Source organism: Stenotrophomonas sp. STEN029 (genome assembly GCF_056760015.1).
Map to the genome: position 1 here is coordinate 20,601 of NZ_JBRREC010000031.1, position 23,547 is coordinate 44,147.

General features: G+C 60.2%; 20 protein-coding genes, 4 pseudogenes and 1 riboswitch. Of the genes and pseudogenes, 10 read left to right on the forward strand and 14 right to left on the reverse strand.

Annotation, left to right across the window (positions count from 1 at the left end):
• Positions 1-124: 124 nt before the first annotated feature.
• The 4 genes from ACVOLI_RS09020 to ACVOLI_RS09035 form a co-directional block, all read right to left on the reverse strand.
• On the reverse strand, positions 125-751 hold the full coding sequence (locus ACVOLI_RS09020; RefSeq protein WP_481534341.1) for a hypothetical protein: 627 nt from the start codon (positions 749-751) through the stop codon (positions 125-127).
• A 137-nt stretch (positions 752-888) separates the two neighbouring features.
• Complete coding sequence (locus tag ACVOLI_RS09025) at positions 889-1,836, reverse strand: toxin-antitoxin system YwqK family antitoxin (protein ID WP_481528722.1); 948 nt, start codon at positions 1,834-1,836, stop codon at positions 889-891.
• Positions 1,837-1,857: 21 nt separating this feature from the next.
• Positions 1,858-2,445 (reverse strand): hypothetical protein, encoded by a 588-nt coding sequence (locus ACVOLI_RS09030; RefSeq protein WP_481534342.1) that lies wholly within the window; start codon positions 2,443-2,445, stop codon positions 1,858-1,860.
• On the reverse strand, positions 2,442-3,398 hold the full coding sequence (locus ACVOLI_RS09035; RefSeq protein ID WP_481528726.1) for a DUF932 domain-containing protein: 957 nt from the start codon (positions 3,396-3,398) through the stop codon (positions 2,442-2,444). The genes ACVOLI_RS09030 and ACVOLI_RS09035 overlap by 4 nt, the downstream gene beginning before the upstream one ends.
• Positions 3,399-3,821: 423 nt before the next feature.
• Here ACVOLI_RS09035 and ACVOLI_RS09040 point away from each other — a divergent pair.
• Positions 3,822-5,255 (forward strand): annotated as a pseudogene (locus ACVOLI_RS09040) (IS1182 family transposase).
• 151 nt (positions 5,256-5,406) lie between these two features.
• Here ACVOLI_RS09040 and ACVOLI_RS09045 read toward each other — a convergent pair.
• A pseudogene (locus ACVOLI_RS09045) lies at positions 5,407-5,781 on the reverse strand (excinuclease ABC subunit A); the annotation flags it as partial.
• An 865-nt stretch (positions 5,782-6,646) separates the two neighbouring features.
• A pseudogene (locus tag ACVOLI_RS09050) lies at positions 6,647-7,277 on the reverse strand (DUF488 domain-containing protein).
• 770 nt (positions 7,278-8,047) lie between these two features.
• On the opposite strand from ACVOLI_RS09050, the gene ACVOLI_RS09055 reads away from it, so the two are divergent.
• Complete coding sequence (locus ACVOLI_RS09055) at positions 8,048-8,299, forward strand: hypothetical protein (protein WP_296251558.1); 252 nt, start codon at positions 8,048-8,050, stop codon at positions 8,297-8,299.
• Positions 8,300-8,431: 132 nt separating this feature from the next.
• On the opposite strand, the gene ACVOLI_RS09060 is transcribed toward ACVOLI_RS09055, so the two are convergent.
• The gene (locus ACVOLI_RS09060) at positions 8,432-8,572 is read right to left on the reverse strand and encodes a hypothetical protein (RefSeq protein ID WP_296251559.1); all 141 of its coding nucleotides are present in this window, start codon (positions 8,570-8,572) and stop codon (positions 8,432-8,434) included.
• Positions 8,573-8,875: 303 nt separating this feature from the next.
• Here ACVOLI_RS09060 and ACVOLI_RS09065 point away from each other — a divergent pair, with 303 nt between their 5' ends.
• Positions 8,876-10,102: an IS256 family transposase gene (locus tag ACVOLI_RS09065; protein WP_296251560.1), complete on the forward strand. Its 1,227-nt coding sequence runs from the start codon at positions 8,876-8,878 to the stop codon at positions 10,100-10,102.
• 184 nt (positions 10,103-10,286) lie between these two features.
• A riboswitch (Fluoride riboswitch) is annotated at positions 10,287-10,357 on the forward strand.
• Positions 10,358-10,435: 78 nt separating this feature from the next.
• Positions 10,436-11,782, forward strand: coding sequence for a voltage-gated chloride channel family protein (locus tag ACVOLI_RS09070; protein WP_296251561.1), 1,347 nt, complete (start codon positions 10,436-10,438; stop codon positions 11,780-11,782).
• On the opposite strand, the gene chrA is transcribed toward ACVOLI_RS09070, so the two are convergent.
• From chrA to arsH, 3 genes are read right to left on the reverse strand one after another with little or no spacing between them, the layout of a single operon-like run.
• A complete protein-coding gene (chrA, locus tag ACVOLI_RS09075) occupies positions 11,705-12,907 on the reverse strand; it encodes a chromate efflux transporter (protein WP_296251562.1) in 1,203 nt (400 codons plus the stop codon). The two genes, ACVOLI_RS09070 and chrA, sit on opposite strands and share 78 nt — an antisense overlap.
• A gap of 54 nt (positions 12,908-12,961) precedes the next feature.
• Positions 12,962-13,381 carry an arsenate reductase (glutaredoxin) gene (gene arsC, locus ACVOLI_RS09080; RefSeq protein ID WP_296251564.1) on the reverse strand — a complete coding sequence of 140 codons (420 nt, stop codon included), beginning with the start codon at positions 13,379-13,381 and terminating at the stop codon, positions 12,962-12,964.
• The gene (gene arsH / locus ACVOLI_RS09085) at positions 13,378-14,118 is read right to left on the reverse strand and encodes an arsenical resistance protein ArsH (protein WP_296251565.1); all 741 of its coding nucleotides are present in this window, start codon (positions 14,116-14,118) and stop codon (positions 13,378-13,380) included. Before arsH ends, arsC begins: the two co-directional genes overlap by 4 nt.
• A 40-nt stretch (positions 14,119-14,158) precedes the next feature.
• Between arsH and ACVOLI_RS09090 the strand changes: the two genes are divergently transcribed.
• Genes ACVOLI_RS09090 through ACVOLI_RS09110 form a run of 5 tightly spaced genes read left to right on the forward strand, consistent with a single transcriptional unit; the run spans position 14,159 to position 18,168 of the window.
• Positions 14,159-14,473: an ArsR/SmtB family transcription factor gene (locus tag ACVOLI_RS09090; RefSeq protein ID WP_214906372.1), complete on the forward strand. Its 315-nt coding sequence runs from the start codon at positions 14,159-14,161 to the stop codon at positions 14,471-14,473.
• A 24-nt stretch (positions 14,474-14,497) separates the two neighbouring features.
• Complete coding sequence (locus ACVOLI_RS09095; RefSeq protein ID WP_296251569.1) at positions 14,498-14,989, forward strand: arsenate reductase ArsC; 492 nt, start codon at positions 14,498-14,500, stop codon at positions 14,987-14,989.
• A gap of 20 nt (positions 14,990-15,009) precedes the next feature.
• A complete protein-coding gene (gene arsB, locus ACVOLI_RS09100; RefSeq protein WP_296251571.1) occupies positions 15,010-16,068 on the forward strand; it encodes an ACR3 family arsenite efflux transporter in 1,059 nt (352 codons plus the stop codon).
• 3 nt (positions 16,069-16,071) lie between these two features.
• Complete coding sequence (gene trxB / locus ACVOLI_RS09105) at positions 16,072-17,058, forward strand: thioredoxin-disulfide reductase (RefSeq protein WP_296251573.1); 987 nt, start codon at positions 16,072-16,074, stop codon at positions 17,056-17,058.
• Positions 17,059-17,082: 24 nt separating this feature from the next.
• On the forward strand, positions 17,083-18,168 hold the full coding sequence (locus ACVOLI_RS09110; protein WP_296251575.1) for an ArsO family NAD(P)H-dependent flavin-containing monooxygenase: 1,086 nt from the start codon (positions 17,083-17,085) through the stop codon (positions 18,166-18,168).
• On the opposite strand, the gene ACVOLI_RS09115 is transcribed toward ACVOLI_RS09110, so the two are convergent.
• From ACVOLI_RS09115 to ACVOLI_RS09130, 4 genes and pseudogenes are all read right to left on the reverse strand, one after another.
• The gene (locus ACVOLI_RS09115; RefSeq protein ID WP_296251579.1) at positions 18,129-18,662 is read right to left on the reverse strand and encodes an arsenate reductase ArsC; all 534 of its coding nucleotides are present in this window, start codon (positions 18,660-18,662) and stop codon (positions 18,129-18,131) included. The two genes, ACVOLI_RS09110 and ACVOLI_RS09115, sit on opposite strands and share 40 nt — an antisense overlap.
• Positions 18,663-18,769: 107 nt before the next feature.
• Positions 18,770-20,248 (reverse strand): annotated as a pseudogene (locus ACVOLI_RS09120) (SulP family inorganic anion transporter).
• A 367-nt stretch (positions 20,249-20,615) separates the two neighbouring features.
• Positions 20,616-21,769, reverse strand: a protein-coding gene (locus ACVOLI_RS09125; protein WP_313275740.1) for an IS3 family transposase whose coding sequence is annotated in 2 segments (ribosomal slippage) — positions 20,616-21,511 and positions 21,511-21,769 — 1,155 coding nt in all. Because the reading frame shifts where the segments join, the coding sequence is not laid out codon by codon here.
• Between the two features lie 119 nt (positions 21,770-21,888).
• Positions 21,889-22,878 carry a zinc-dependent alcohol dehydrogenase family protein gene (locus ACVOLI_RS09130; RefSeq protein ID WP_481534343.1) on the reverse strand — a complete coding sequence of 330 codons (990 nt, stop codon included), beginning with the start codon at positions 22,876-22,878 and terminating at the stop codon, positions 21,889-21,891.
• 177 nt (positions 22,879-23,055) lie between these two features.
• Between ACVOLI_RS09130 and ACVOLI_RS09135 the strand changes: the two genes are divergently transcribed.
• Complete coding sequence (locus ACVOLI_RS09135) at positions 23,056-23,265, forward strand: helix-turn-helix domain-containing protein (RefSeq protein WP_481534345.1); 210 nt, start codon at positions 23,056-23,058, stop codon at positions 23,263-23,265.
• Positions 23,266-23,547: the final 282 nt, after the last annotated feature.

Consider the following 23,547-nt stretch of genomic DNA (forward strand, 5'->3'; position numbering starts at 1 on the left):
AAGTTCTTCACTGGATCAGCAAATCCTTCCGTCGGCAGGAAGAAGGCTCGCGTCTCTCACCTCGTTCTCCATTCGGCACACCATGCACTGACACAGGGGGCACTGCACGCCTCACGTAAGCTCTTCAATAGGCGTTTGGAGTCACTTCTATCCACTTCCCGTTGTGAAGCAGATAGCTGACCTTTTTCTCCATGGATGGACAGCAGGTAGCATCATCGGCGCCTTGCACCAGCAGGGATACCGTCAGCACCCCATCCTGCACTGCGAGTGCCTGTGCTACTTCGCCATAACCAGCTACAGAGCGGGAATCAACGTAGCGCAGTCCCCCACCCTCCCTGACGAATGCAGCTAGGTGGGTGGAGTAGGCCATACCTCCATCATTTGCCTCGACCATAAACAGCGCCGCCTTGTCGCTGACACCATCCCCGTTCAAGTCACCCTCTGCAGTATGCCGCGCCTCCTTGTTCTCCAGAGCATCGCCTAACAAGAGCGCCTGACGAGCGAGCTCTTCGTTGATCACAGCGTGGTCCATGACGGTTACTACCGGCTCTACTGTGATTGCGGGCTCTGCCGTGATTGCAGGCTCCACTACGTCGGGCGCGCACTCCTGTGCCTCTGCCTGCGCGGGTGTGAGACCGGCCGGAACCTCGCACCCAGCCAGGTTGATATCGCCCTTCTGGGTCAGTGACTCTTCCTTTTTGCATGCTGCCATCGCCAGAAACAAGAGGCTCCCCGCGAACATCGTCGCCATTCCCTTCATTCCGATTCCTTCCTCAATATGGAAAGTATTAAGTGCCCGCCTAGGGCGGGCATGCCTACGCATGCCCGCCCTTTTTTCATTCCCGCACTATCAACATGATTCACTGCGTCAGCTCAGAATCACTCCGGTCAGTGGATACCTTGCAGTTGTTGCTGGCGCTGCTCCAGCCATTGCTGATGTTCGGCTTCCTGAGCTGCTGCACGCGCAGCTTTGAAAGCGGCGGCTTCTGCTGGACGCACAGGGCGAGGCAGTCCATACGTCTTCAAGGCTGCTGCGAACAGGGCTTCTTCCTCAGCGGAAATCGGCTCATCCGTCCTATCGTACTTTGCATACATCGCCTCAAACTGCGTGTAGTTGAGGTACTGCACACCTTCTTCGGTGAAGTACTTCTCTTCGCTGATCACCCCGCCGCTGCCCACGACCTTTGCTGAAATCTTGCCACTAGGGTAGTACGCCAGCTGCTCCCCCTCTTGGTGCCCTTCCGAGAAAGTGCCCACCACCGCAGGGCTTCCGTCCTCATAGAACACCCTTGAAGGACCTTCCAGCTTGCCCTTCTTGTAGCCAATCTCAAACATCGGCTTCTTTTGGCCACCATCGAACCACCCGCGTGCAGTGCCGTTGATCTTCCCCTTTACGATCGGAACCTCCATGTAGGAATTTCCTGAGACGCTATACAGCTCAAGCTCTCCGTCGAGACTTCCGTTGACGACACGTGTTTCCAATGCACGTTCCCCGTTCTCGTCATACGTGCAGCTCATATCGCCTACGAGCTTGCCCTTGTCGAACTCCACCTGGCAATGGACCTTCAGCCCAGCCAGTGGTCCCCAATGTGCGTTGGATCCCTGCATTGGCACGGGATGGGGCATGGACCTCACAACGTTCTCGATCGCAGAGATCGGCTTGCGCAACTGCTCACGAGGAATATTCGTAATGCTTCCGGTGAATGGCTCGTTCTCGCCGGGGGCGTAGACCAAACCGTTGTTGACTTCTGCATTGCGCCAATCCAATACCGGCTTGCTGCAGCCGACCAGGAATAGGACAACTGCTACCGTCGCTGCGTATTTCATGCCTTTCATGTATTTCCTCTTTGGTTGAATTCAGGATGTTTGTTTCAGATGTTCACTGAGGGTCTCGAACAGCCGTCGCAAGTCATCGGCGTTGAGAGCACTCAACGTGATGAAGGGCTCGCCATGGATTCGAATGCGGGTACCGTGTGCGGTTATTTCCGATAGGCAGCCCAGCAACCGGATCTCTGCCTGCTCGAACTTGGCCTTGCACCGAATCTGTGTCTCGGTGATCAGCACCCCTTCCCTCGCACCACCGAATACGGTGTCGTCGATGAGCACGACAACGTCTTGGGCACGCAGCCTCTCCCCGTAGCTATCCAAGGCTCCCTGGAGCTTCTTATTCGGGATGTGGGGAGCCATGAACACGCGCTCGAAGGGCTCGTTGCTGAACTCCAGCCCTTCTAGTGCTTCTCGGAGTGAGCGGAGCGGTGGAGGCTCTGCTGCGGCCTTGGCTCGCTCAGTCCGGGGGCCTGGATCATCCGGATCTCCCAATAGCAGGCCACTGACCATTGCTCTGCTCTCTAGGATTTCCAATGCCTGAGCGAGGACAGAGCTGTCACGTTCGTTCAACCCACCAGGTACCTCTTCCAGGCGTTGCTTCTGCAGCGAAATGGTCATGCGGCTTCCCCTAGCAGTTCCTTCCAAGCCTTCTGCTTCAGCAAAGCCCCTTGGCCGAACCAGGCTGCATCCAAGCGGTTCTCCGTACTCTGCGCCCGGCGATGGTGGTCCACGAACTCGGTGATGCTGTTGAGCAAGCCAAACGCCGTGCCTTTACTGGTCTTTAGGCCCGAACCTCTTCCCTGCCCGTCGTACAACGCCCGCACCTTGGCTACAGCCTGCTCGTTCACGACTGCCTTCCCATTCTGAGCAGCCGGATACGTGAGCAAATTCCGCAGCACCCCATCGACCGAATCAGGGTTTACAGGTGTCTCACAGAGAATTCGCATCCGCTCCACGAAGCCATGCCAGCCCTCAACGGCAATACCCAACTGGCTCTTGACCCTGTCAGCATCGAAAGCACTGCGATGCGGGACCTTGATCGCTCCCGTTCGAACTCCCACCGCGATCTGCAGGGTGTTGTTGCAGACCACTCGCACTGAGGTGAACTGGGCGGTGGTAGCCAGCGTTCCGTCACAGGCCGTAGCCAGAAGAAGATAGCCATTGACCTGATCCTGGCCCTTTAGGGCTACACCCTGTCCAGTACGGGCCAATGCCCAGAACTTCCGCCCGCCGCGAAGAACGCCTGCCGTTTCCAGCTCAAAGCCGCTGTAGCGCGTCAGGTCACGGTAGAACTCAAGGATTTCCCGCGGCTGGACTACTTGATAGCGCTTGGACACCACGGCCAAAGGTCGCTTGGTGTCAGAGCGATAAAGCACCTTTTGCCCGGGGAACACCCGAACGGGATACTGATCTTCAGCCTCGGCGGCGAATCGCACTTCAGCCTCCTCCAAGGACCAGTTCATGCCGGCACGCTCGCGCCATACTTCAATGGACTGCCCTGGAGCCAACTGGCTTCCGATGCCATGCCATGGGACTTGGCCTGCATAGGCCATGGTTTCAACGTGATGCATCTCGGTCTCCTTTCTTAGACGGCATAACGCGCAAGGCCCGGACAGTGCCGGGCCTTGCGGGTCTATCTAGATAGTTGGTTTAGTCGTAGGAATCCCGGCCGAATTGGTCGGGGCGGGTGAACGAACAACGGGCCACGGCCGACAAGATGGCCGCAGCCACAATGAAGACGCAGTAGAGGAACTCGGATTTATCTTTCATGCTTAGTACTCGAAGCGATACGCCAATGCGCGGCGCACACGCAAAGCAGGGGGATCCTGCTTCACTGTGGTACTAAGGGTCTGAAATAAGTTTCAATCAAAGACAGCATCTCGATGAGGCACAACATTCAAGCTCGACACGCCGAACGGCAACTCCCGGCCGAGGCTGTGTGAAAACCCCTGCGCCACTGGCAATATCTCAGCACCATTCGGTTGGTGCTGAGCATGAAGCGATTCGTCGATGGCGTTGATCGATCACAGGGGCTTTTGTTGCCTGATCGGCTCGAAGATTACGTCCACGAAGACAATCCGGTGCGGGTGGTCGATGCTTTCGTTGATGCGCTCGATCTGAGTGTCCTGGGCTGTGGGACCGTCGATCGCGCCGCTGGTGGCCGGCCCGCTTATCACCCAGCCGCGCTGCTCAAGATCTACATCTACGGCTTTCTCAACCGCATCCAGTCCAGCCGGCGTCTGGAGCGCGAAGCGCAGCGTAACCTCGAACTGATTTGGCTGACCGGGCGATTGGCGCCGGACTTCAAGACGATCGCCGACTTCCGCAGAAACAACGGCACCGCCATCATGTCAGTGTGCAGTCGCTTCATTGCACTGTGTCGGAACATGAAGGTCTTCTCGCATGCTGTGGTTGCGATCGACGGAAGCAAGCTCAAGGCCGTGAACAGCCGAGAGCGGAACTTCACCACCGGCAAGATCAAGGCGCGTCGCGAACTGTTGGACCAGAGCGTCGTGCGCTATCTGGCCGAGCTGGATCGGGCTGATCGTGATCCAGCGCTGCTGCCGGAGGGGCGCGTCCCCCATCTGAAGGACAAGCTGGCGAAGGTACGTGATCAGATGAAAACGCTCGATGCCATCGAACAACAGCTCAAGGGCAAGCCGGACCACCAGATATCACTAACTGATCCCGATGCACGTTCGATGACCTCAAGCGGACGCGGAACCGGCACCGTGGGCTACAACCTCCAAGCGGCGGTTGACGCCGAACATCATCTGATCGTCGCCCCAGATCACCAACGCCGGTAACGATCGCGCCCAACTCTTTGGCATGGCTACGATGGCCAAGGACGCACTTGGAACTCAGCACATGACAGCGTTGGCTGACCGTGGCTACTTCAACGCCCCCGAGATACTGGCGTGTGAGCAGGTGGGCATCATCCCGTTGGTTCCGAAGCCACTAACGTCCAACAGCAAGGCGGAAGGAAGGTTCGACAAGCGGGACTTTATCTACGACCCAGTGGTCGATGCCTATCAATGTCCGGCGGGCGAATTGGCCATCCACCGCTTTACCACCGAAGAGAACGGACTGAAATTGCACAAATACTGGTCGTCGGCCTGTCCCGACTGCCCGATGCGTACCAGATGCACGACGTCCAACTACCGACGCGTTGGTCGATGGGAGCACCATACGTACTTGAGGCGATGCAGCTCCGCCTCAACGCTAGGCCACAAGTCGCTATCTTGCGAAAGCAGACCGTAGAGCACGTGTTCGGCACGCTCAAGGCGTGGTTGGGTACGACGCCACTGCTCATGAAGACGCTTCCGAAGGTCAGAACAGAGATCAGCCTGGCGGTTCTGGCTTACAACATGAAGCGCATGATCAAGATTGTCGGAATGCAAGGCATGCTGAGAGCGATCGCGGCTTGAGAACTCCGGATGATTGTTTTGACCAAACTGCGTGAGTCGTATGCGCTCTCCCCGAAAGATCATCCGCAAAGGGTTTTTACACAGCCTCGGCCAAGAGCGGACGTAGGCTGGGAAAACGCGTTTGCCAGAGGGAAATCGAGCAGCGCCTCGGTCAGCGTGAGTACAGCGCGCGCTGCAGGTAAGGCGCTGTGGCTCCGACGCCCCGGCTCGCTACGTCCTGCGGCACGCCCTCGGCGACGATACGACCCCCCTTCTCCCCGGCGCCCGGGCCTACGTCGATCATCCAGTCGCTGTCGGCGACGACCCGCATGTCATGTTCGACGACGACCACGGTGTTGCCTGCGTCAACCAGTTCGTGCAATTGCACCATCAGCTTGTCCACGTCGAAAGGGTGCAGTCCAGTGGTCGGCTCGTCGAGCACGTATAGCGAGTCGCCACGCTGACTGCGCTGCAGCTCAGTGGCCAGCTTGATGCGCTGGGCCTCGCCGCCGGACAGTTCCGTCGCAGGCTGCCCGAGCCGCAGGTAAGGCGATGAACCGAAGGCCTTTACGTAGCCTTTGCTGAGGACGACGGGGACATTCTCGAAGGCGATCGCACCCTTGTGCTTCAGATTGGGGAGTCGCTCCTTGAGGAAGCTGTAGACCTCGCGTTCCAGCGTCGCGAGCGCGCTGCCCTTCTGGCCGATGAAGGCTTCGGCCTGTGACCAGCAGGGTTGGAACTTTGGCACGTGGTACTGGTCTTGCGGGAGCCCCTACGCGAAATTACAGCACCCAAAGTTGCATCCCCGCCCTCGCTGGTCCATGCTGGGGGGGAGCGCTTGTGGGGCCAAATCATGGTTACGCGTTCTTTTAACTACTTTGCTCTTCGATCAGACTTTGATCGTTCAGCCCACCATCTCGTCGCCACCTGCACAGCATTGGCGTCTAACGAGCGTCAGGCGTTGCTCGAGGGCTTGGCTGATTTAGCAGCGAAAATTGCAGACGGAGTCCAAGGTCATCGGGAAGAAGCGGCCATCCTCATAAGCATTCAACGAGTAATGCAGAGGGTGAAGCGTGAGGTATTCACACACGCAACTTCCCCACTCGACCACAATCCTTCATGGCTCCCTGCCTATCAGTGTGTTATCGAAGCAAGCCAAGAACGATGAAACCGTGCCTCACAGAAACCGAGTTGGAAATGATCCAGAGTGCCTACAAGCTCTATGGGGCAAGTGACGGTTTCTAGATTACTTTCAATATCATCACAGAAGCGGTTACTCAAAGAAGCGATTGTTCCGGGAAGGAAGTGACAGACATGGTCAAGAGTGCGTTTAAAGAGTTGGCTCGAACAGACAGCGCGTTCGATGAAGCTTTTTGAATAACAGTAGAGAAAAAGAGCCCGGCGTACCGGGCTCACGGTGCTACTCCCCAGTAGATGCCTCGGATCATGGCCCCCGCCCTCAGTTCAGTCAACCATTTCTGCGCACTCGGCCAGGAGCTCGGCTGGGTTGCTCTTAAAGCAAGCCGAGCTGCAAATGGGGGATATATAAGGCCCTCACCCGCCCGCTGCGCCATGGGATTGAGTCTGTGCGGGTCCGGTGCTCGTTCGGTCTGGATATGCAGCACTTGGTGACCCCGGTGCACTAGAAGGTCCGAAATCAACCGCCGATGGCAGCGCCACCACAGTAGCTCTGCACACATCAATGCCGTCCGACTTCTCGCGGCAGCAGCCAAGGCTTGTTCAAGCCCATCAGCAAACCCTGCGCTGGCCATGTGGTCTGCGTAGCCCTGAAACGATGAGTTCCTCCACCCGCCGTTCGCCGACCTTGACTGCACTGTTCGCCGCCCCCTAGCCGGGAACCCAATGATAGCCAATGCCTTCCCGAGGCAATTGCGCACTCATCGCGTCGCTGCCGAACCAAGGAAACTTTCGGAAGCCAGGAAACCGTCTGACACCCGGAACTGAGTCGATTTGGTTGGCTTGCAGAACATCGATAAAAGCGCCCCACGTGCCCGTTGAGTACCCCATCGTCCAAACAGTCATGGGTTTTTCCTGCCATCGATCTCAACCCGACTACGCTGGAATTCTTTGCCCAAAGAGCGGGGGCGGGTAGTCTAGAACTTACCTCGACACCTTCGCCTCAGCTGCCCGCTCACCTCTGGCAACAGCGCCAGACCCGGTGATAGGATTTTCCGGTCCGACCGCCTGGCACCTTTCATGAACGAGCACACTTCAACTCAGTGCTTAACTCTGTCCGAGCTTGCCCAGCTGCGGCTCGCGTTTGAGCGCTACGGGACCGGGGATGGGTTCTGGCTCGCTTATACCGACATCCTTGATGCAGCCACCAACAGGCTTGGGTGCGACCGAAATATCGTGAACGAAGAAATGCGGAACGCTTTCCGGAAGTGGGCTAGGGAGGACCCTCAGTTCCTCTGATCGGCCAGAAGCGCCGGCCGTTCCGTCCCCCTGATCAGCACCTGCCAGACCGTTCCAACGACGGATGCCTATCGGACGATGAGCTGACCGCGCTGCGCCAAGCCTTCGAGCGCTACGGTTCGGGCGATGGGTTCTGGATGGCCTTTGAGGACGTTATGGAACAGGCTGCTACTCGGCGGCGTTGCAGCTGCCAGATCGTGCTCAATGAAATGCGGGCCACCTTCCGCACCTGGTCGAAGAGCGACCCCCGATTCTAGTAGGGGCAAAATGCCTTTCGCCTCCCCTCTGCCAAGCATGGCCAGCCGCCCGGTCGCATGCCCCTCTTGCGGGACGGCGGCCGGAGGTTTCAAATACCGTCTTTCATACCTGTACCGCCGATGGCCTCCTCCCCTCATTTCCAGCTCCTGGAAGAGCTCGTCCACTCCATGGAAAATGAAGTGCAAGACCTCTCGACTGGCGACCGCGTCAGCAAACTCGAGGCCGTACGTCAAGCTGCAGCCCGAGCATTTGCTTGCTGTGAGCAAGCAGATGAGGAGGCAATAGATGCGCTGGTACAGCGCGCCTGCGAAGCGGCCGTAGTACCAACTGACGCAAAGAAGGATGAACTGACGACATTGATTGAGCAGTGACAGACCGCGCCCATCTTTGCTGCCTGTCCCCAATTGGCTGGTAGAACTCGGTGTAGCTCAAGAAAGCAGCCTGCAGGGACTGGTTTAGCCCCCGCTCTCCGCTCCGGTCTCAATCCCAAAGTGCGCCGCAGCCTAGTGCTTGTACGCCGCCTTGATGCCGGCCACGATCACTGCAGTCGGCAATGGCTCGGTCGCCCCCACGTCGTAGCTGTCCCCCAGCACCTGCGCAATCGAGTTCTCGATCACCGGGCCCAGGCTTTCCGCCCGCTTCACATCCCCGATGCAGTGCCACCACTGCGTGTGCCAGAGCACTTTCCCTTCAGTGCTGGGCGTGTGCAGATTTTGTGTAAACGGGATTCGGGTAACAGCTGAGGGAGTCGCCCCTCAAACTGGATGGTAAATCGGTTCAGGACTGCCTTCCAATCACGGATGGGTAAGGTCCATCGTTTGCTGATGTTTGAGTCGCCCGAGATGCTCTAGACAGACGAACGACAGCTTCTGGCCGCATCCGGGCCTGTCCTAGATTTTGTGTAAACGGGTCACCGGCAGGAAACTGCCATCTGACCTGGGGCTACCATGAGTTCACGAAAACATGAAGTACCCAACGAGTTGCTGAGCAGCTTGTTGGCTAACTACAAGAGACCTGAGGACCTGATCGGCGAGAACGGCTTGCTAAAGCAGTTGACCAAGCTGCTGGTAGAGAAGGCGCTCGATGCAGAGATGGCCGAGCACTTGGGGCATGAGAAGCACGAGCCGGTGGCCAACGGTGCTGGCAACACCCGCAACGGCCGCAGTCGCAAGACGCTCAAGGGTGAGTTTGGTGAGCTGCCTATCGAGGTACCACGCGATCGCCAAGGCACCTTCGAGCCCAAGCTAATTCCGAAGCACCAGACCCGTTGGAGTGGGTTCGACGACAAGATCCTGTCACTGTACGCACGAGGGATGACCGTGCGCGAGATCCAGGCACACCTGGAGGAGATGTACGGGGCCGAGGTGTCGCCGAGCTTAATTTCATCGGTCACAGACGCAGTGGTGGATGAGGTCAAGGCGTGGCAGGCGCGCCCGCTCGATCCGGTCTATCCGATCGTGTACTTGGACTGCATCCACGTCAAAGTTCGAGACGGTGCAGTTCGAGTCAAGGCGGTTTACCTGGCCATCGGTATAACGATGAGCGGTGAGAAGGAAGTTCTGGGCCTGTGGCTGGCCCAAACCGAGGGTGCGAAGTTCTGGTTGCAAGTGGTGACGGAGCTACGTAATCGTGGCGTGCAAGACATCTTCATCGCCTGTGTCGACGGCCTGAAGGGCTTCCCTGAGGCTATCGAGGCAGTGTTTCCGTACACCACGGTGCAACTATGCATCGTGCATATGGTCAGGCACAGCTTGAACTATGTGTCGTGGAAGCGGCGACTAGAAGTGGCGGCCGACCTCAAGCGCATCTACACCTGCGCCACCGCCGAGGAAGCTGAGCAACGGCTCACCGAGTTCGAGGCACGCTGGGACAAGGAGTACCTGCCGATTGGCCAGTCTTGGCGGCGTAACTGGACACGGTTAACCCCATTTTTCGACTATCCACCCGAGATCCGTAAGGTCATCTATACAACCAACGCAATCGAGTCGGTGAACATGGGGCTACGAAAATTAACCAAGCACCGCGGCGCGTTTCCGAGCGACGAAGCTCTCGTCAAACTGCTCTACCTCGCGTTGCGCAACATCAGCAAACGATGGACCTTACCCATCCGTGATTGGAAGGCAGCCCTGAACCGATTTACCATCCAGTTTGAGGGGCGGCTCCCTCAGCTGTAACCCGAATCCCGTTTACACAAAAATCTGCACACGCTCACTCCCGGCCAGAAGCAGACGTCAGGCTGCCCAATGGAATCAGGACGTCCGAGCCCTGTCTGATGGTGTCTTCGCAGCTGAACTAACACACCATGCGTCATGCGGTGGCCCAGGCTGCTACTGGCCGGGAGCCTGATCTGGACTTATCATGCGGATCGGAGATGGCGTACCTCCCTTAACCACCGCAGCTTCCAAGCGGTTGATGACGCCTGCAGTTGCCTGACCTCGGTTGGGGCTGCAGGCTGTTGCCCTGACGCCCCGCTCGCTGGTCAGCCCGATTCCTTGTCGCGGGTGACCATGTTGAAGATCAAACGTTCCAGATTGCTGGATCCTCCGTCCCACCTTGTGAAGTGGACGCTACTTGCCTGCTTGGTCGCTGTATTGGCAGGCAGCGCCTCCGCGTTCTTCCTCCTGTCTCTGGATCTGGCCACCGATTGGCGGCTGGCGCACCCGTGGGCGATCTGGCTGCTCCCCGTTGCCGGCTTTGCAGTGGGGTTGGTGTATCACTTGGTGGGCAAGCCGGTCGACGGCGGCAATAACCTCATCATTGACGAAATTCATGACCCCAAACGGGTCGTACCACTCCGCATGGCACCGCTGATCCTGGGAGGCACGCTGGTTTCGCACCTGTTCGGTGCCTCGGTGGGTCGGGAGGGTACAGCGGTTCAAATGGGGGCCGCGTTGTCCGACCAGCTCACCGGTCTATTCCGCCTCACATCAGAAGAGCGCCGCATTCTGCTGATGGCGGGGATGAGCGCAGGCTTCGCATCGGTGTTTGGCACACCGCTGGCGGGCGCGGTATTTGGCCTGGAAGTGCTGGCCATCGGCCGGATGCGGTATGACGCGCTATATCCTTGTCTGGCGGCGAGCATTCTGGCCGACCAGGTGGCTCGCGCCTGGGGCGTCCACCATGCCCACCACACCATTGCCGGGATCGTTCCGATCGGTGTCTGGAGTGTCGTGGCGATGGTCCTGTCTGGAATTCTATTTGGGTGGGTCGGCCGACTGTTCTCCACGTCGGCGCACCACCTCGGGGCGCTGATCAAGCGCCACATCCGCTACGCGCCCCTGCGGCCCTTTCTCGGCGGCATTGTGATTGCTGTCGCCGTATGCGCCCTTGGTTCGCAACAATACATCGGGCTCGGTACTGCAGACATTGCCGGATCATTCGATCACCCCATGCGCCCGTGGGATTTTGCAGGCAAGTTCGGATTCACCGTCGTCTCGCTGGCATCAGGGTTTAAGGGCGGCGAAGTCACCCCGCTTTTCTACATCGGCGCCACCTTGGGCAATGCGTTGGCTCCCTTGATGCATCTTCCGTTTTCCTTCATGGCCGGTATCGGATTTGTCGCGGTGTTTGCCGGAGCTGCCAACACCCCTATTGCAACTACCCTGATGGCCATGGAGCTGTTTGGAGTGGATATGGGGCCGCTGGCGGCCATCGCGTGCGTCACCGCCTATCTGTTCTCAGGCCACACCGGCATCTACAACGCACAACGCTTGGCGCATGGAAAGCGAACGCTGGAACTGCACGCTGCCGAGCCGCGCCTGTCCGACCTAGCAGCGTTACCGCGCCATCGCCCAACCCGCCATGGCAGCCAGCAACACCACCACGATCGGCGGTGCACGCGCGACGACCAGTAGCCCGAACGCAACCAGCGCCATCGCGACATCCCATCGGTCATGGATCGCACTCGTCCACACCGGGTCGTACAACGCAGCCAACAGGATCCCGACGACCCCGGCGTTGACGCCTGCAATTGACGCCTGCAGATCCTTGCGGTGGCGCAGGGACTCCCAGAAGGGCAGCACTCCTACGAGCACGAGAAAGGCAGGCATGAAAATGACCGCCAACAGCGTAAGACCTCCTGCCCAGCCACTCAACGGACCCGCGGCCATGGCCCCCAGGTACGCTGCAAAAGTGAAAAGAGGGCCGGGCACCGCCTGCGCCGCACCGTAACCGGCCAGCAGATCCGCGGTGCTCACGGTGCCGCTCTGGACAACCGCGGTCTGCAGCAATGGCAGCACGACGTGGCCGCCGCCAAAGACCAGGGCGCCGGCGCGGTAGACCCCCTCCAACAGCATGGCCAGGGGGGATCCGCTCGCCGCGGCCCACACCGGCAGCAGAACAAGTGGCAGCACCAGTAGCACCATTGCCACCGTGCCGGTTCTTCGCGAGACGGGATAGCCGCCGTCTGATTGGCCGGAAACTGGTTCGATCTTCAGCATCCAGCGACCGAGCAGTCCGCTGAAGATGATCACCACGATCTGGCCGACGACCGAGGGCATGGCCAAGGTCAACACAGCGGCAACAAATGCCATCCCTGCGCGCAGACGGTCCGGGCACAGGGACCGGGCCATTCCCCATACCGCTTGGGCCACCACGGCAACTGCCACGATCTTCAGGCCATGCAGCCAGCCGGATTCAAGGATGCCCTGGTACCCGGCAACCCCCAACGCGAACAGGATCATCAGCACGGCCGAGGGCAGGGTAAAGCCTGCCCAGGCGGCCACCAGACCAGGCCAGCCGGCTCGACGCAGGCCAAGCGCCATTCCAACCTGGCTGCTCGCCGGGCCCGGAAGTAGTTGGCACAGGGCCACCAGATCGGAATAGCTACGGTCCGTCAGCCAACGGCGACGCTCGACGAACTCGTGGCGGAAATAGCTCAGGTGGGCAATCGGGCCGCCAAACGACGTCAGTCCCAGTCGCAGGAACACCAGGAAGACGCGCCACGCGCTTTCGGTTGTTGTGGGATCGAGCGGCGACATAGGGCATGACCTCCTGTGGTTCTCAACGGCGGCGAGCCCAGCCAAGCAATGGGATCACGGCGTCGAGCTTCCGGTATGCCCGGTCACCCACTCTCCATCTTCCTTTCGGAACGGTCCGGGCAGCGGCGGCAGGATATCCAGCACCACTTCTGAAGGCCGACACAGACGGGTACCCCTATCGGTTTGTACGAAAGGACGATTGATGAGTATCGGGTGCGTCAGCATCGCATCAAGCAGCGCGTCGTCGCTCAGTGCTGCATTGCCCAGTGCCAGCTCGTCATACGGCGTGCCCTTCTGCCGGATGGCATCACGCACGCTCAACCCTGCGGCCGTGATGAGGTCGACCAGGCGCGCGCGGCTGGGCGGGTGGGCCAGGTAGTCGATCACTTCCGGTTCGATCCCGGCGAAGCGGATCAGCGCGAGTGTGTTGCGCGAGGTGCCGCACTTGGGGTTGTGGTAGATGACAGCGTTCACGCACTTTCCTCCTGATTCAAAAGGGTCTCGACCACGCCTGCAGCGGCCGCCAGCGCCGCCGCTTCAACGGCGCCCTTGCGCTCGCTGTAGCGGTCGACCAGGTAGTCACTGCGCCCGCGCACCAGCAGGGTGAACTTGACCAGTTCCTCCATCACGTCCACCACGCGATCGTAATACGCCGAAGGCTTCATTCGACCTTCGTCATCGAACTCCTGCCACGCTTTGGCGACCGACGACTGGTTGGGGATCGTCACCATCCGCATCCATCGGCCGAGCACGCGCAGCGCGTTTACCACGTTGAACGATTGCGAGCCGCCGCAGACCTGCATCACTGCCAGCGTGCGGCCTTGGGTGGGTCGCACGCTGCCCTCTTCCAGTGGCAGCCAGTCGATCTGGTTTTTGAATACCGCAGTAAGGGTGCCGTGGCGTTCCGGGCTGACCCATACGTGGCCTTCCGACCACAGCGAGGCCTGGCGCAGCTCCTGCACCTTGGGGTGGGTGGCCGGCACCGAGTCAAGCATCGGTAGTTCATGTGGATCATAGAGGCGGGTTTCCGCCCCCAGCTGCTCTAGCAGCCGCTGCGCCTCAAGCGCCAGCTTGCGGCTGAACGACTGCGGCCGCAGCGACCCGTACAGGATCAGGATGCGTGGCCGGTGTGGCTGCGCGGCCGGATTGTTGAGCTTGGCGGCCGTGGGAATGTCCATGGCACCCGGGACCACGTTGGGGATCTGCTGCACGGGGGTTGTCCTGTCATTTTGCTTCGATTATTCTAGAATCATGGAACATAAGAACGCAACTCACGCCTTGGCAGCCCTGGGTCATGCCACCCGCCTGTCGATCTTCCGCCTTCTGGTTCAGGCTGGCAGTGCCGGCAAGTTGGCCGGTGACATTGCCCAGGCGCTCTCCTTGCCTGGCGCCACACTCTCCTTCCACCTGAAGGAACTGCTGGCCGCTGGACTGATCAGCGCCGAGCAACGTGGCCGGACCATCTGCTACCGGGCCGAGTTCGTGGTGATGAACGAGCTGGTGGCCTACCTCACTGAAAATTGCTGTGCCGACGAACAGGCCTGTGAACGCCCCGCAGGCTGCTGACTCCTTACCCCAGAGATCGCCAAAATGACCCGTCGTGTTCTGTTCCTTTGTACCGGCAATTCCGCGCGCAGCGTGTTGGCCGAATCGACGCTGAAAAAGTGGGGCGAAGGCCGCTACGAGTCCTTCAGCGCCGGCAGCCAGCCGGCCGGTCGGGTCAATCCGTTGGCCATTGCTCAGTTGCAGCGCGAGGGCTTCCCGGTGGAGGGCCTGCGCAGCAAGTCCTGGGACGAGTTCGCCGAAGCGGATGCCGCGCCGATGGATCTGATCGTCACCGTATGCGACAGCGCGGCGGCCGAGGCTTGCCCGGTGGTGTTCGGCGACTTCTTACGGGTGCACTGGGGCCTGTTCGATCCGGCCGGCGTTGAAGGCTCGGACGAACAGAAGGCCGACGCCTTCGATCGCGCGCACCAGATCATCAAGGCGCGCTTGAAGGCCTTCCTGGAGATCTCCGACAGCGTCTGGGATGACAGCGAGGCCCTCAAGGCCCGGCTCGATCCGATCGCACAGATCAACTGACCGTCCTTCCGGAAATCCCCATGACCACTGATACCTCCCGCCTGTCCTTCCTGGACCGGTATCTCACGCTCTGGATCTTCGCCGCCATGGCACTCGGCGTCGGCCTGGGCGCGCTGTTCGAAGGCGTGCCCAGCGCGCTCAACAGCCTCTCCATAGGGTCGACCAACATCCCGATCGCGATCGGCTTGATCCTGATGATGTACCCGCCGCTGGCCAAGGTGAAGTACGAGGAACTGCCCACGGTCTTTGCCGACAAGTGCGTGCTGATGCTCTCGCTGCTGCAGAACTGGATCGTGGGCCCGTTCCTGATGTTCGGCCTGGCCGTGCTGTTCCTGCGCGACTATCCCGAGTACATGACCGGCCTGATCCTGATCGGGCTGGCGCGCTGCATTGCCATGGTCCTGGTGTGGAACCAGCTGGCACGCGGCGACAGCCAGTACGTGGCCGGCCTGGTGGCATTCAACTCGATCTTCCAGATCGCGCTGTTCAGCGTCTACGCGTGGTTCTTCCTTTCCTGGTTGCCGCCGGTGTTCGGCCTGCAGGGCAGCGTCATCGATGTTAGTGTCTGGACCATCGCCGAGGCTGTTCTGATCTACCTGGGCATTCCGTTCCTGGCCGGCTTCCTCACCAGCCGATGGCTGAAGGCACGCAAGGGCGTGCGCTGGTATGAAGAGAAGTTCCTGCCTGCCATCAGCCCGATCACCTTGGCCGCACTGCTGTTCACCATCGTGGCGATGTTCAGCCTGAAAGGCGGCGACGTGCTGCGCATTCCGATGGACGCGGTACGTATCGCGATCCCGCTGACGCTGTACTTCATCATCCAGTTCGTCATCAGCTTCTTCATGGGCAAGCTGATCGCCAAAGACTATCCCCGTACCACCGCGATCGCGTTCACTGCAGCAGGCAACAATTTCGAACTGGCGATCGCTGTGGCCATTGCCGCTTTCGGCCTGGCTTCGCCGGTCGCATTCGCTGCGGTCATCGGCCCGCTGGTGGAGGTGCCCGTGCTGATCCTGCTGGTCCACGTCGCCTTGCGGCTGGGCAAGCGCTACTTTCCTGCCGATGCACGGAGCCGCTGAGCCATGAGCACCACCCGACACATTCCATTGCTGATCCTCGGCTCCGGCCCGGCTGGCTGGACCGCCGCGGTCTGCGCCGCCCGCGCCAACCTCAAGCCGGTGGTCATCACCGGCCTGCAGCAGGGTGGCCAGCTGATGACCACCACCGAAGTGGACAACTGGCCCGGCGACGCGCACGGGCTGATGGGCCCGGACCTGATGAGCCGGATGCAGGCGCACGCCGAACGCTTCGAGACCGAGGTGATCTTCGACCACATCCACACTGCGCACCTGTCCCAACGCCCGTTCGGGCTGATCGGCGACAGCGCCGAATACACCTGCGACGCGCTGATCATCGCTACCGGCGCCACCGCCAAGTACCTGGGCATCCCCAGCGAAGAGGCCTTCAAGGGCCGCGGCGTGTCGGCCTGCGCCACCTGCGACGGCTTCTTCTACCGTTACCAGGAAGTGGTCGTGGTCGGCGGCGGCAACACCGCCGTGGAAGAGGCGCTGTACCTGTCCAACATCGCCCGCAAGGTCTACCTGGTGCACCGCCGCGACACCCTCAAGGCAGAAAAGATCATGCAGGACAAGCTGTTTGCCAAGGTCGCCGCCGGCAAGATCGAGACCGTCTGGCACCACCAGGTGGACGAAGTGCTGGGCAACGACGCCGGCGTCACCGGCGTGCGGGTGAAGTCCACCCTGGATGGCAGCACCCGCGACATTGAGGCGCGCGGCTTCTTCGTGGCGATCGGCCACCACCCCAACACCAGCCTGTTCGATGGCCAGCTGAGCATGAACAACGGTTACCTGGACATCCGTTCGGGCCTGGGCGGCAACGCCACCCAGACCTCGGTGGAAGGCGTGTTCGCCGCCGGCGACGTGGCCGACCAGCACTACCGCCAGGCCATCACCTCGGCCGGTTTCGGCTGCATGGCCGCGCTGGACGCCGAGCGCTATCTGGATGCACTTAAGATCTCCGATCAACAGCAGCACAAGAACGCCGCCTGAGTGCAGCGGTCTGAGGAAGTCCAGATGGACAACGTCGATGTAGTGGTGATCGGAGGTGGTCAGGCGGGTCTTTCGGCTGGCTACTTCCTGCGTCGCAGCGGGCTGTCCTATGTGCTTCTTGATGCCGAAACGTCACCTGGCGGGGCTTGGCAGCATGCGTGGAAATCCCTGCATCTGTTCTCGCCGGCGGGCTGGAGCTCGATTCCCGGTTGGCCGATGTCTGCCACCCGGGAACCGTACCCGTCGCAGGCGGAAGTGCTCGACTACCTCGCGCGCTACGAGCATAAATATGCGCTGCCTGTCATCCGTCCCGTGCAGGTGAAACGCATCAGCCGCTCGGGGAGCCGGCTGCGGGTGGAAGCAGATGACGGCCGGCAGTGGCAGACACGTGCAGTTATCAGCGCCACGGGTACGTGGCGGCATCCCTACACGCCCGAATATGAAGGTCTGGACGCTTTCGGCGGCGTGCAGCTGCACTCGGCCCACTACAGCCATCCCGAACCCTTCGCCGGAATGCGCGTGGCCATCATCGGCAGCGGCAACTCAGGCGCACAGATTCTGGCCGAGATCTCCAAGGTGGCCGAGACCACCTGGATCACCCAGCGGGAGCCAGCCTTCCTGGCCGACAATGTCGACGGGCGCGTTCTGTTCGCACGCGCAACCGAGAAGTGGAGGGCTCAGCAAGAAGGACGCGAGCCGGATGTTCCGCAGGGTGGTTTTGGCGACATCGTCATGGTGCCGCCGGTGGTGGACGCACGGCGCCGCGGTGTACTGGTCTCCATGCCGCCGCCCGTCCGTTTCACCGCCACCGGCATGCAGTGGGCAGATGGCAGCGAACGCAACTTCGACGCGGTGATCTGGTGCACCGGCTTCCGGCCGGCGTTGTCGCACCTGGAAGGGCTGGGCATTGTCAACGCTCAGGGTCGGATCGACGTGGATGACACCCAGGTTCGGTCGGTCGCAGCGCCATCGGTCTGGCTGCTTGGCTATGGCGACTGGAATGGCGCAGCGTCGGCCACGCTGATCGGGGTGACCCGATACGCGCGCGAGGCAGTAAGGCAGATCAGCGACTACGTCGGGGAGGCTTCTCCGCTGTCATCTGGCGCGTGAGCCTCGGCGCCATTGCCCAGCGCCCGCACCTGCGATTGCAGGGTCATACGGTCCAGCGCTTCAGGCTTGAGCGCCAACAGCAATCCGAGACGGTGCTGGAGCTGGTGAAGCGTGCTCAGGAACGCCTTATGGACCTGCTCAGCACTGCCCTGCACTGCGCCCGGGTCGGGGATTCCCCAGTGGGCGGTAGCCGGGTGACCTGGCCACACGGGACACGCTTCACCCGCGGCGCGATCGCACACGGTCACGATGAGATCCATCTGCGGTGCTTCCGGACCTGCGAATGCCTCCCACGGCTTGCTCGACAGCCCGGCAACGTCGAGGCCAATCTCCGAGAGCACCTGCAGGGCCACTGGATGAACTACACCCTTGGGATGGCTGCCGGCACTGTAAGCGCGGATACGTTCGCGCCCTAAATGGTTGGCCAGTGCTTCGGCAAGAATGCTGCGCGCCGAGTTGCCTGCGCAGAGGAACAGAACATTCAGGGTACGCATATCATCGCAACCATTTATCCGGAATAATCGAAGTATTACCTGGCCATATGTCAGTTCAATGACTGCCGGACAGGAAGCGGGCGCCCTTCGGTGCCCGCTTCGCTCATTCAATGACCTGACGACAGCGCGGCGCCTGGCGTACGGTGCTTTCCCAGACGGTCCACCAAGGTCTCACTTGCATCGTTGAGACCGAACACTTCAACGGTCGCGCCGTGCTCGCGCAGCTTCATCACTACCCGGTCGAGCGCATCAACGGCGGTCAGGTCTCAGAAGTGGGCGTCCTTCAGATCGATGATGACGTCCTTGGGGACATCCAGATAGTTGAAGCTGCTCACGAACTGTCCGGCAGACGCAAAGAACACCTGCCCCTTCACAACGTAGACGCGCGAGTCGGTGTCGACCTGGGTGTCGTCGATGATCAGCATCTTGCCGACCTTGCGGGTAAAGAAGACCGCCGACAGGATCACGCCCGTCAACACGCCCTTGGCAAGGTCGTGGGTAGCCACGGTCACGATGACCGTGCCAATCATCACAACTGAAGAGCTCTTGGGATGAATGGCCAGCTCGCGCAGCGAGCGCCAGCTGAAGGTGCCGATGCTGACCATGATCATCACCGCTACCAGTGCGGCCATTGGAATCTGACTCACCAGGTTTGACCCATAAACAACCAGAAGGAGCAAAACCACGCCGGCCACCAGGCACGAGAGGCGGCCCCGGCCACCGGACGTGATGTTGATCACTGACTGGCCGATCATTGCACAGCCCGCCATGCCCCCGAAGAAGCCCGTTACGGTGTTAGCCAAGCCTTGGCCCGCACATTCGCGATTCTTCTGACTGGGGGTATCGGTCATGTCCTCGACGATCTGCGCGGTCATCAGCGATTCCAACAAGCCAACGACCGCCAGAGTCGCCGAAACCGGCAGCAGGATCTGAAGTGTTTCCCAGGTAAATGGCACGTCCGGAATCAGGAACGACGGCAGGCTGTCAGGCAGCGCACCCATGTCGCCGACGGTGCGCACCTGAAAGCCAAAGTACATGGAGGCGGCGGTGAGAACCACGATCGCCACCAATGCCGAAGGAACGGCTTTGGTCAGCAGCGGCAGCAAGTAGATGATTGCCAGACCCACAGCACAGATCGCATACACCATCCACGGCATACCGATGAGTTCGGGAAGCTGCGCCATGAAAATCAGAATCGCCAGCGCGTTCACGAAGCCGGTCACCACCGAGCGCGACACAAAGCGCATCAGTGAGCCCAACCGCAGGGCGCCGGCCAGCATCTGCAGCACGCCGGCCAGGATGGTGGCGGCAAACAAATATTGGATGCCGTGCTCGCGCACCAGCGTGACCATCACCAGCGCCATGGCGCCGGTCGCAGCCGAGATCATGCCAGGACGGCCACCGGCAATGGCGGTGATGACGGCGATGCAGAACGAGGCATACAAACCCACCTTTGGGTCGACGCCGGCGATGATGGAAAACGCGATTGCCTCGGGAATTAGGGCTAGCGCAACGACGATGCCCGACAACAGGTCACCACGGATGTTACCGAGCCATTGCTGGCGCAGGGGAAAAATTGCAGACATAGGAAATGATCTCCACGCACAGTCGTGCGCGCCAAACGAAAGAAACAGGCACCCTTCCAGACCTAAGTGTCTGGATCGCTTCTTCAATCAAGCGTCAGGGTGGAGTCATCGCTGGCCGATCCGTTAGGTATTTGACGGTCTATTGTAGACCGGCATAGCGCTTGAGGGGAAATCCGGCATCGCGGTCGCTTCGGTGCACTCTCAAAGCTGCCTTGCCAGACCCGAAGATCATTTAGCGGGCGAGATGATCCTGATGTGTTGGGGCCTGCTCAAAGCCGTGCATCCGGACGCAACCAGGCGCCCAATCTCTCTTGATGCACGATGCTTCCGGGCACCAGCGATGGACCGGCCAGATTTCCGTAGACACTCAGTCGCCGCTTTGCGCGTAGCGCCTCTCAAACTCTACCGGTGATACACCGCCAGCGGAACCATGTCGGCGGATCGGGTTGTAGAACATCTCGATGTAGTCGAACACGTCCGATGCGGAAGTGGCCCGTGTCGGGTAGATCCTTCGCTTGATCCGTTCCTTCTTCAAGACGCTGAAGAAGCTCTCGGCCACCGCGTTGTCATGGCAGTTTCCGCGACGACTCATGCTCGGCACCATCCGGTGAGCCTTCAGGAACGACTGCCAATCGCTGCTGGTGAACTGGCAGCCCTGGTCGGAGTGCACCAAGACGCCCGGGCCGGGTTTGCGCCGCCATGCGGCCGCCACCAATGCCTGCAGCACCAGATCGCTGGTCATCGTCGGTGCCGTGGCCCAGCCCACAATTTGGCGCGAATACAGGTCCATCACCGCCGCCAGGAACAGCCAGCCCTCGTAAGTGCGGATGTAGGTGATGTCCGTGACCCAGACCTTGTTCGGGGCCTCTGGCGTGAAGTCCCGGTTGAGCACATTGGTCACCAGGCCCACGGGGCCGCCGCGATGGCGTGGCTTGCGGCCATACCCGACCTGCGCACGCAGGCCCTCGGCCTTCATCAAGCGCAGGACACGGTGCCGGCTACAGTGTTCGCCAGCCTCGCGCAGATCCAGGGTGATCTTGCGATAGCCATACGCTGTCCCGCTGGCCAGCCAGTGATGCTTGATCAGACCCAGCAGGCGCTGGTCGTCGCGTTCGCGTGCGCTGACGCCGTCGCGCAACCACGCGTAGTAGCCACTGCGATGCACGCCCAGCACCCGGCACATCGCAGCCAGGCGGAAATCGCGGATGTGTGCGCGCATGAACGCGTACTTCGCCCTTACCCCTTGGCAAAGTACGCGGCGGCCTTTTCTAGGATGTCGCGCTCCTCGGTCACCCGCTTGAGCTCCGCCTTCAGGCGGCGAACCTCAGCCGAATCGCTCACTGCTGCGGCGGCTACCCCACCGCTCGCCCGGCTCGTCTTCCTCGCGCTCTGCACCCAGCCATACAGCGTGTGCTTGGGGACATCGATCCGGGTCGCCACCTCGACCACGGTGAAGCCGCGCTCGATCACCTGCTTGATCGCCTCGGCCTTGAACTCATCCGTGTATTGCCTGTTGCTCATAAAAACCTCTGTCGTTGCCATGAATTATGGCCCCGAGATGTCTACGAAAGGCTGGTCGGTCCAGTTGGACGGGTTGAACTGGGGCCGAAAGATTCTGCTCTCAGCCCCAGAAATGGCGATTAGACTGTCACCACGATCTTTCCAATCTGCTGATTGGTCTCAAGGAAACGATGGGCTTCCTGGATGTCACTTAGAGGGAAGGTCTTGGCGATTATCGGGCTCAGTGCTCCAGACTCCAGCCCCTGCAGAATAAACGCCTTGGCACTTTCAAGGACTTCTGGGTCGGCCACAATTTCTGCATAGAGATAGCCCTTGAGGGTTAGGCTTTTGCCCAGCACGGTAAACAGCGGGAATGGCGTCGGTTCCGAGCTGAGTGCACCGTATACCAGCAGAATGCCACCTCGGGCCATGCTCTGCGTGAGGGGCTCGAAGGACCGCCCGCCAACCGGGTCGAACACAACGCGGGCGCCTTGTCCGGCCGTTATCTCCATCACGCGCTCGACGATATCCTCTTCGTCACTCACGATCACATACGCGGCACCAGCATCCAGAAGGGCCTGTTTCTTCGCACGGGTTCGCGTGATTGCAATTGGTGTGGCGCCGACCATACGTGCTATCTGGAAGGCAGCCAGACCAACACTGCTTGATGCCGCGGTGACAAGGACAAAGTCGTGTTGCCCGAGTTTGGCCTGCTCGATGAGTGCACCCCAGGTGGTGACGTACTGCATCCAGGACGCAGCAGCCTCTTCGAAGGACAACCTCTCGGGGCTCTTCACCACCAGATGAGCAGGTACATTGGCCAGCTCTCCGTAGGTGCCCCAACGGGCGATGTCCAGAGGCGGGATGAGAGCGACTGCATCACCCACCTTGATCCCGGTTACTGCGCTACCCACTGCAACCACAATGCCTGCGGCCTCGTAGCCCAGGCGGCTAGGGAACTCGGCTTCCTGTAGGTATGCGTGATTGCGAAACATCACCTCGGCTCGGTTCAAGCCAATCGCTTTGACGCCAATCTGCACCTCGTTTGCCGCCGGTGCCGATACGTCCAAATTTTCCAGCTTCAGAACACTGGCGTCACCGTATTCATGGATTCTGACAATGCGTGCCATTGCGGATACCTCGTTTTTGAATGGGCTTCGAAGTGCGCAGGAAAGGTCTGCGGCTAATCGAAGAGTGAATAAAATGTAATCATTGGTTGGTAGCGGATAAAGGCCTACTATGACGTAATACTTGAAACAGAGAGTTTTTAATGGATCGCCCGACCCAGATGGCTACGTTCATTAGAGCTGGGATCATTCAGCGCTGCTGCGGATGACCTCAACCTATCCCCTCAGTTGGTGGGAAAGCAGGTAAAAATGCTCGAACAACACCTGGGGGTTTCCTTGCTGCATCGGACTACGCGCAGGCAAAGCCTCACCGGGAACACAATGGCGGCTATTGGCCGACACCCATCTGATGCAACAAACTCAAACCGGCCAAACGCGGTTATCTGGTAACTACAGAACCAGGGGCGATTCACACAGCTTTTCACTCGATATAAGCGGGGCCTGACGCCGAAGCGGCAGGCCCTAAACTCATTAGAATTCCTGCACGGTTTGAATCGCCCAGGCTTTTGTAGACACTCTTCAGCCGTTTAGTGCGTACTGCCGTTCAAACTCTATCGGGGACTGAATCGCCCAGGATTTCGTAGACACCTCGCAGCCATAAACTATGGCTTAGGCGGAGGTGGTTATGAGCACGAAACGTTATACGGATGAGTTCAAGATCGAGGCGGTTCG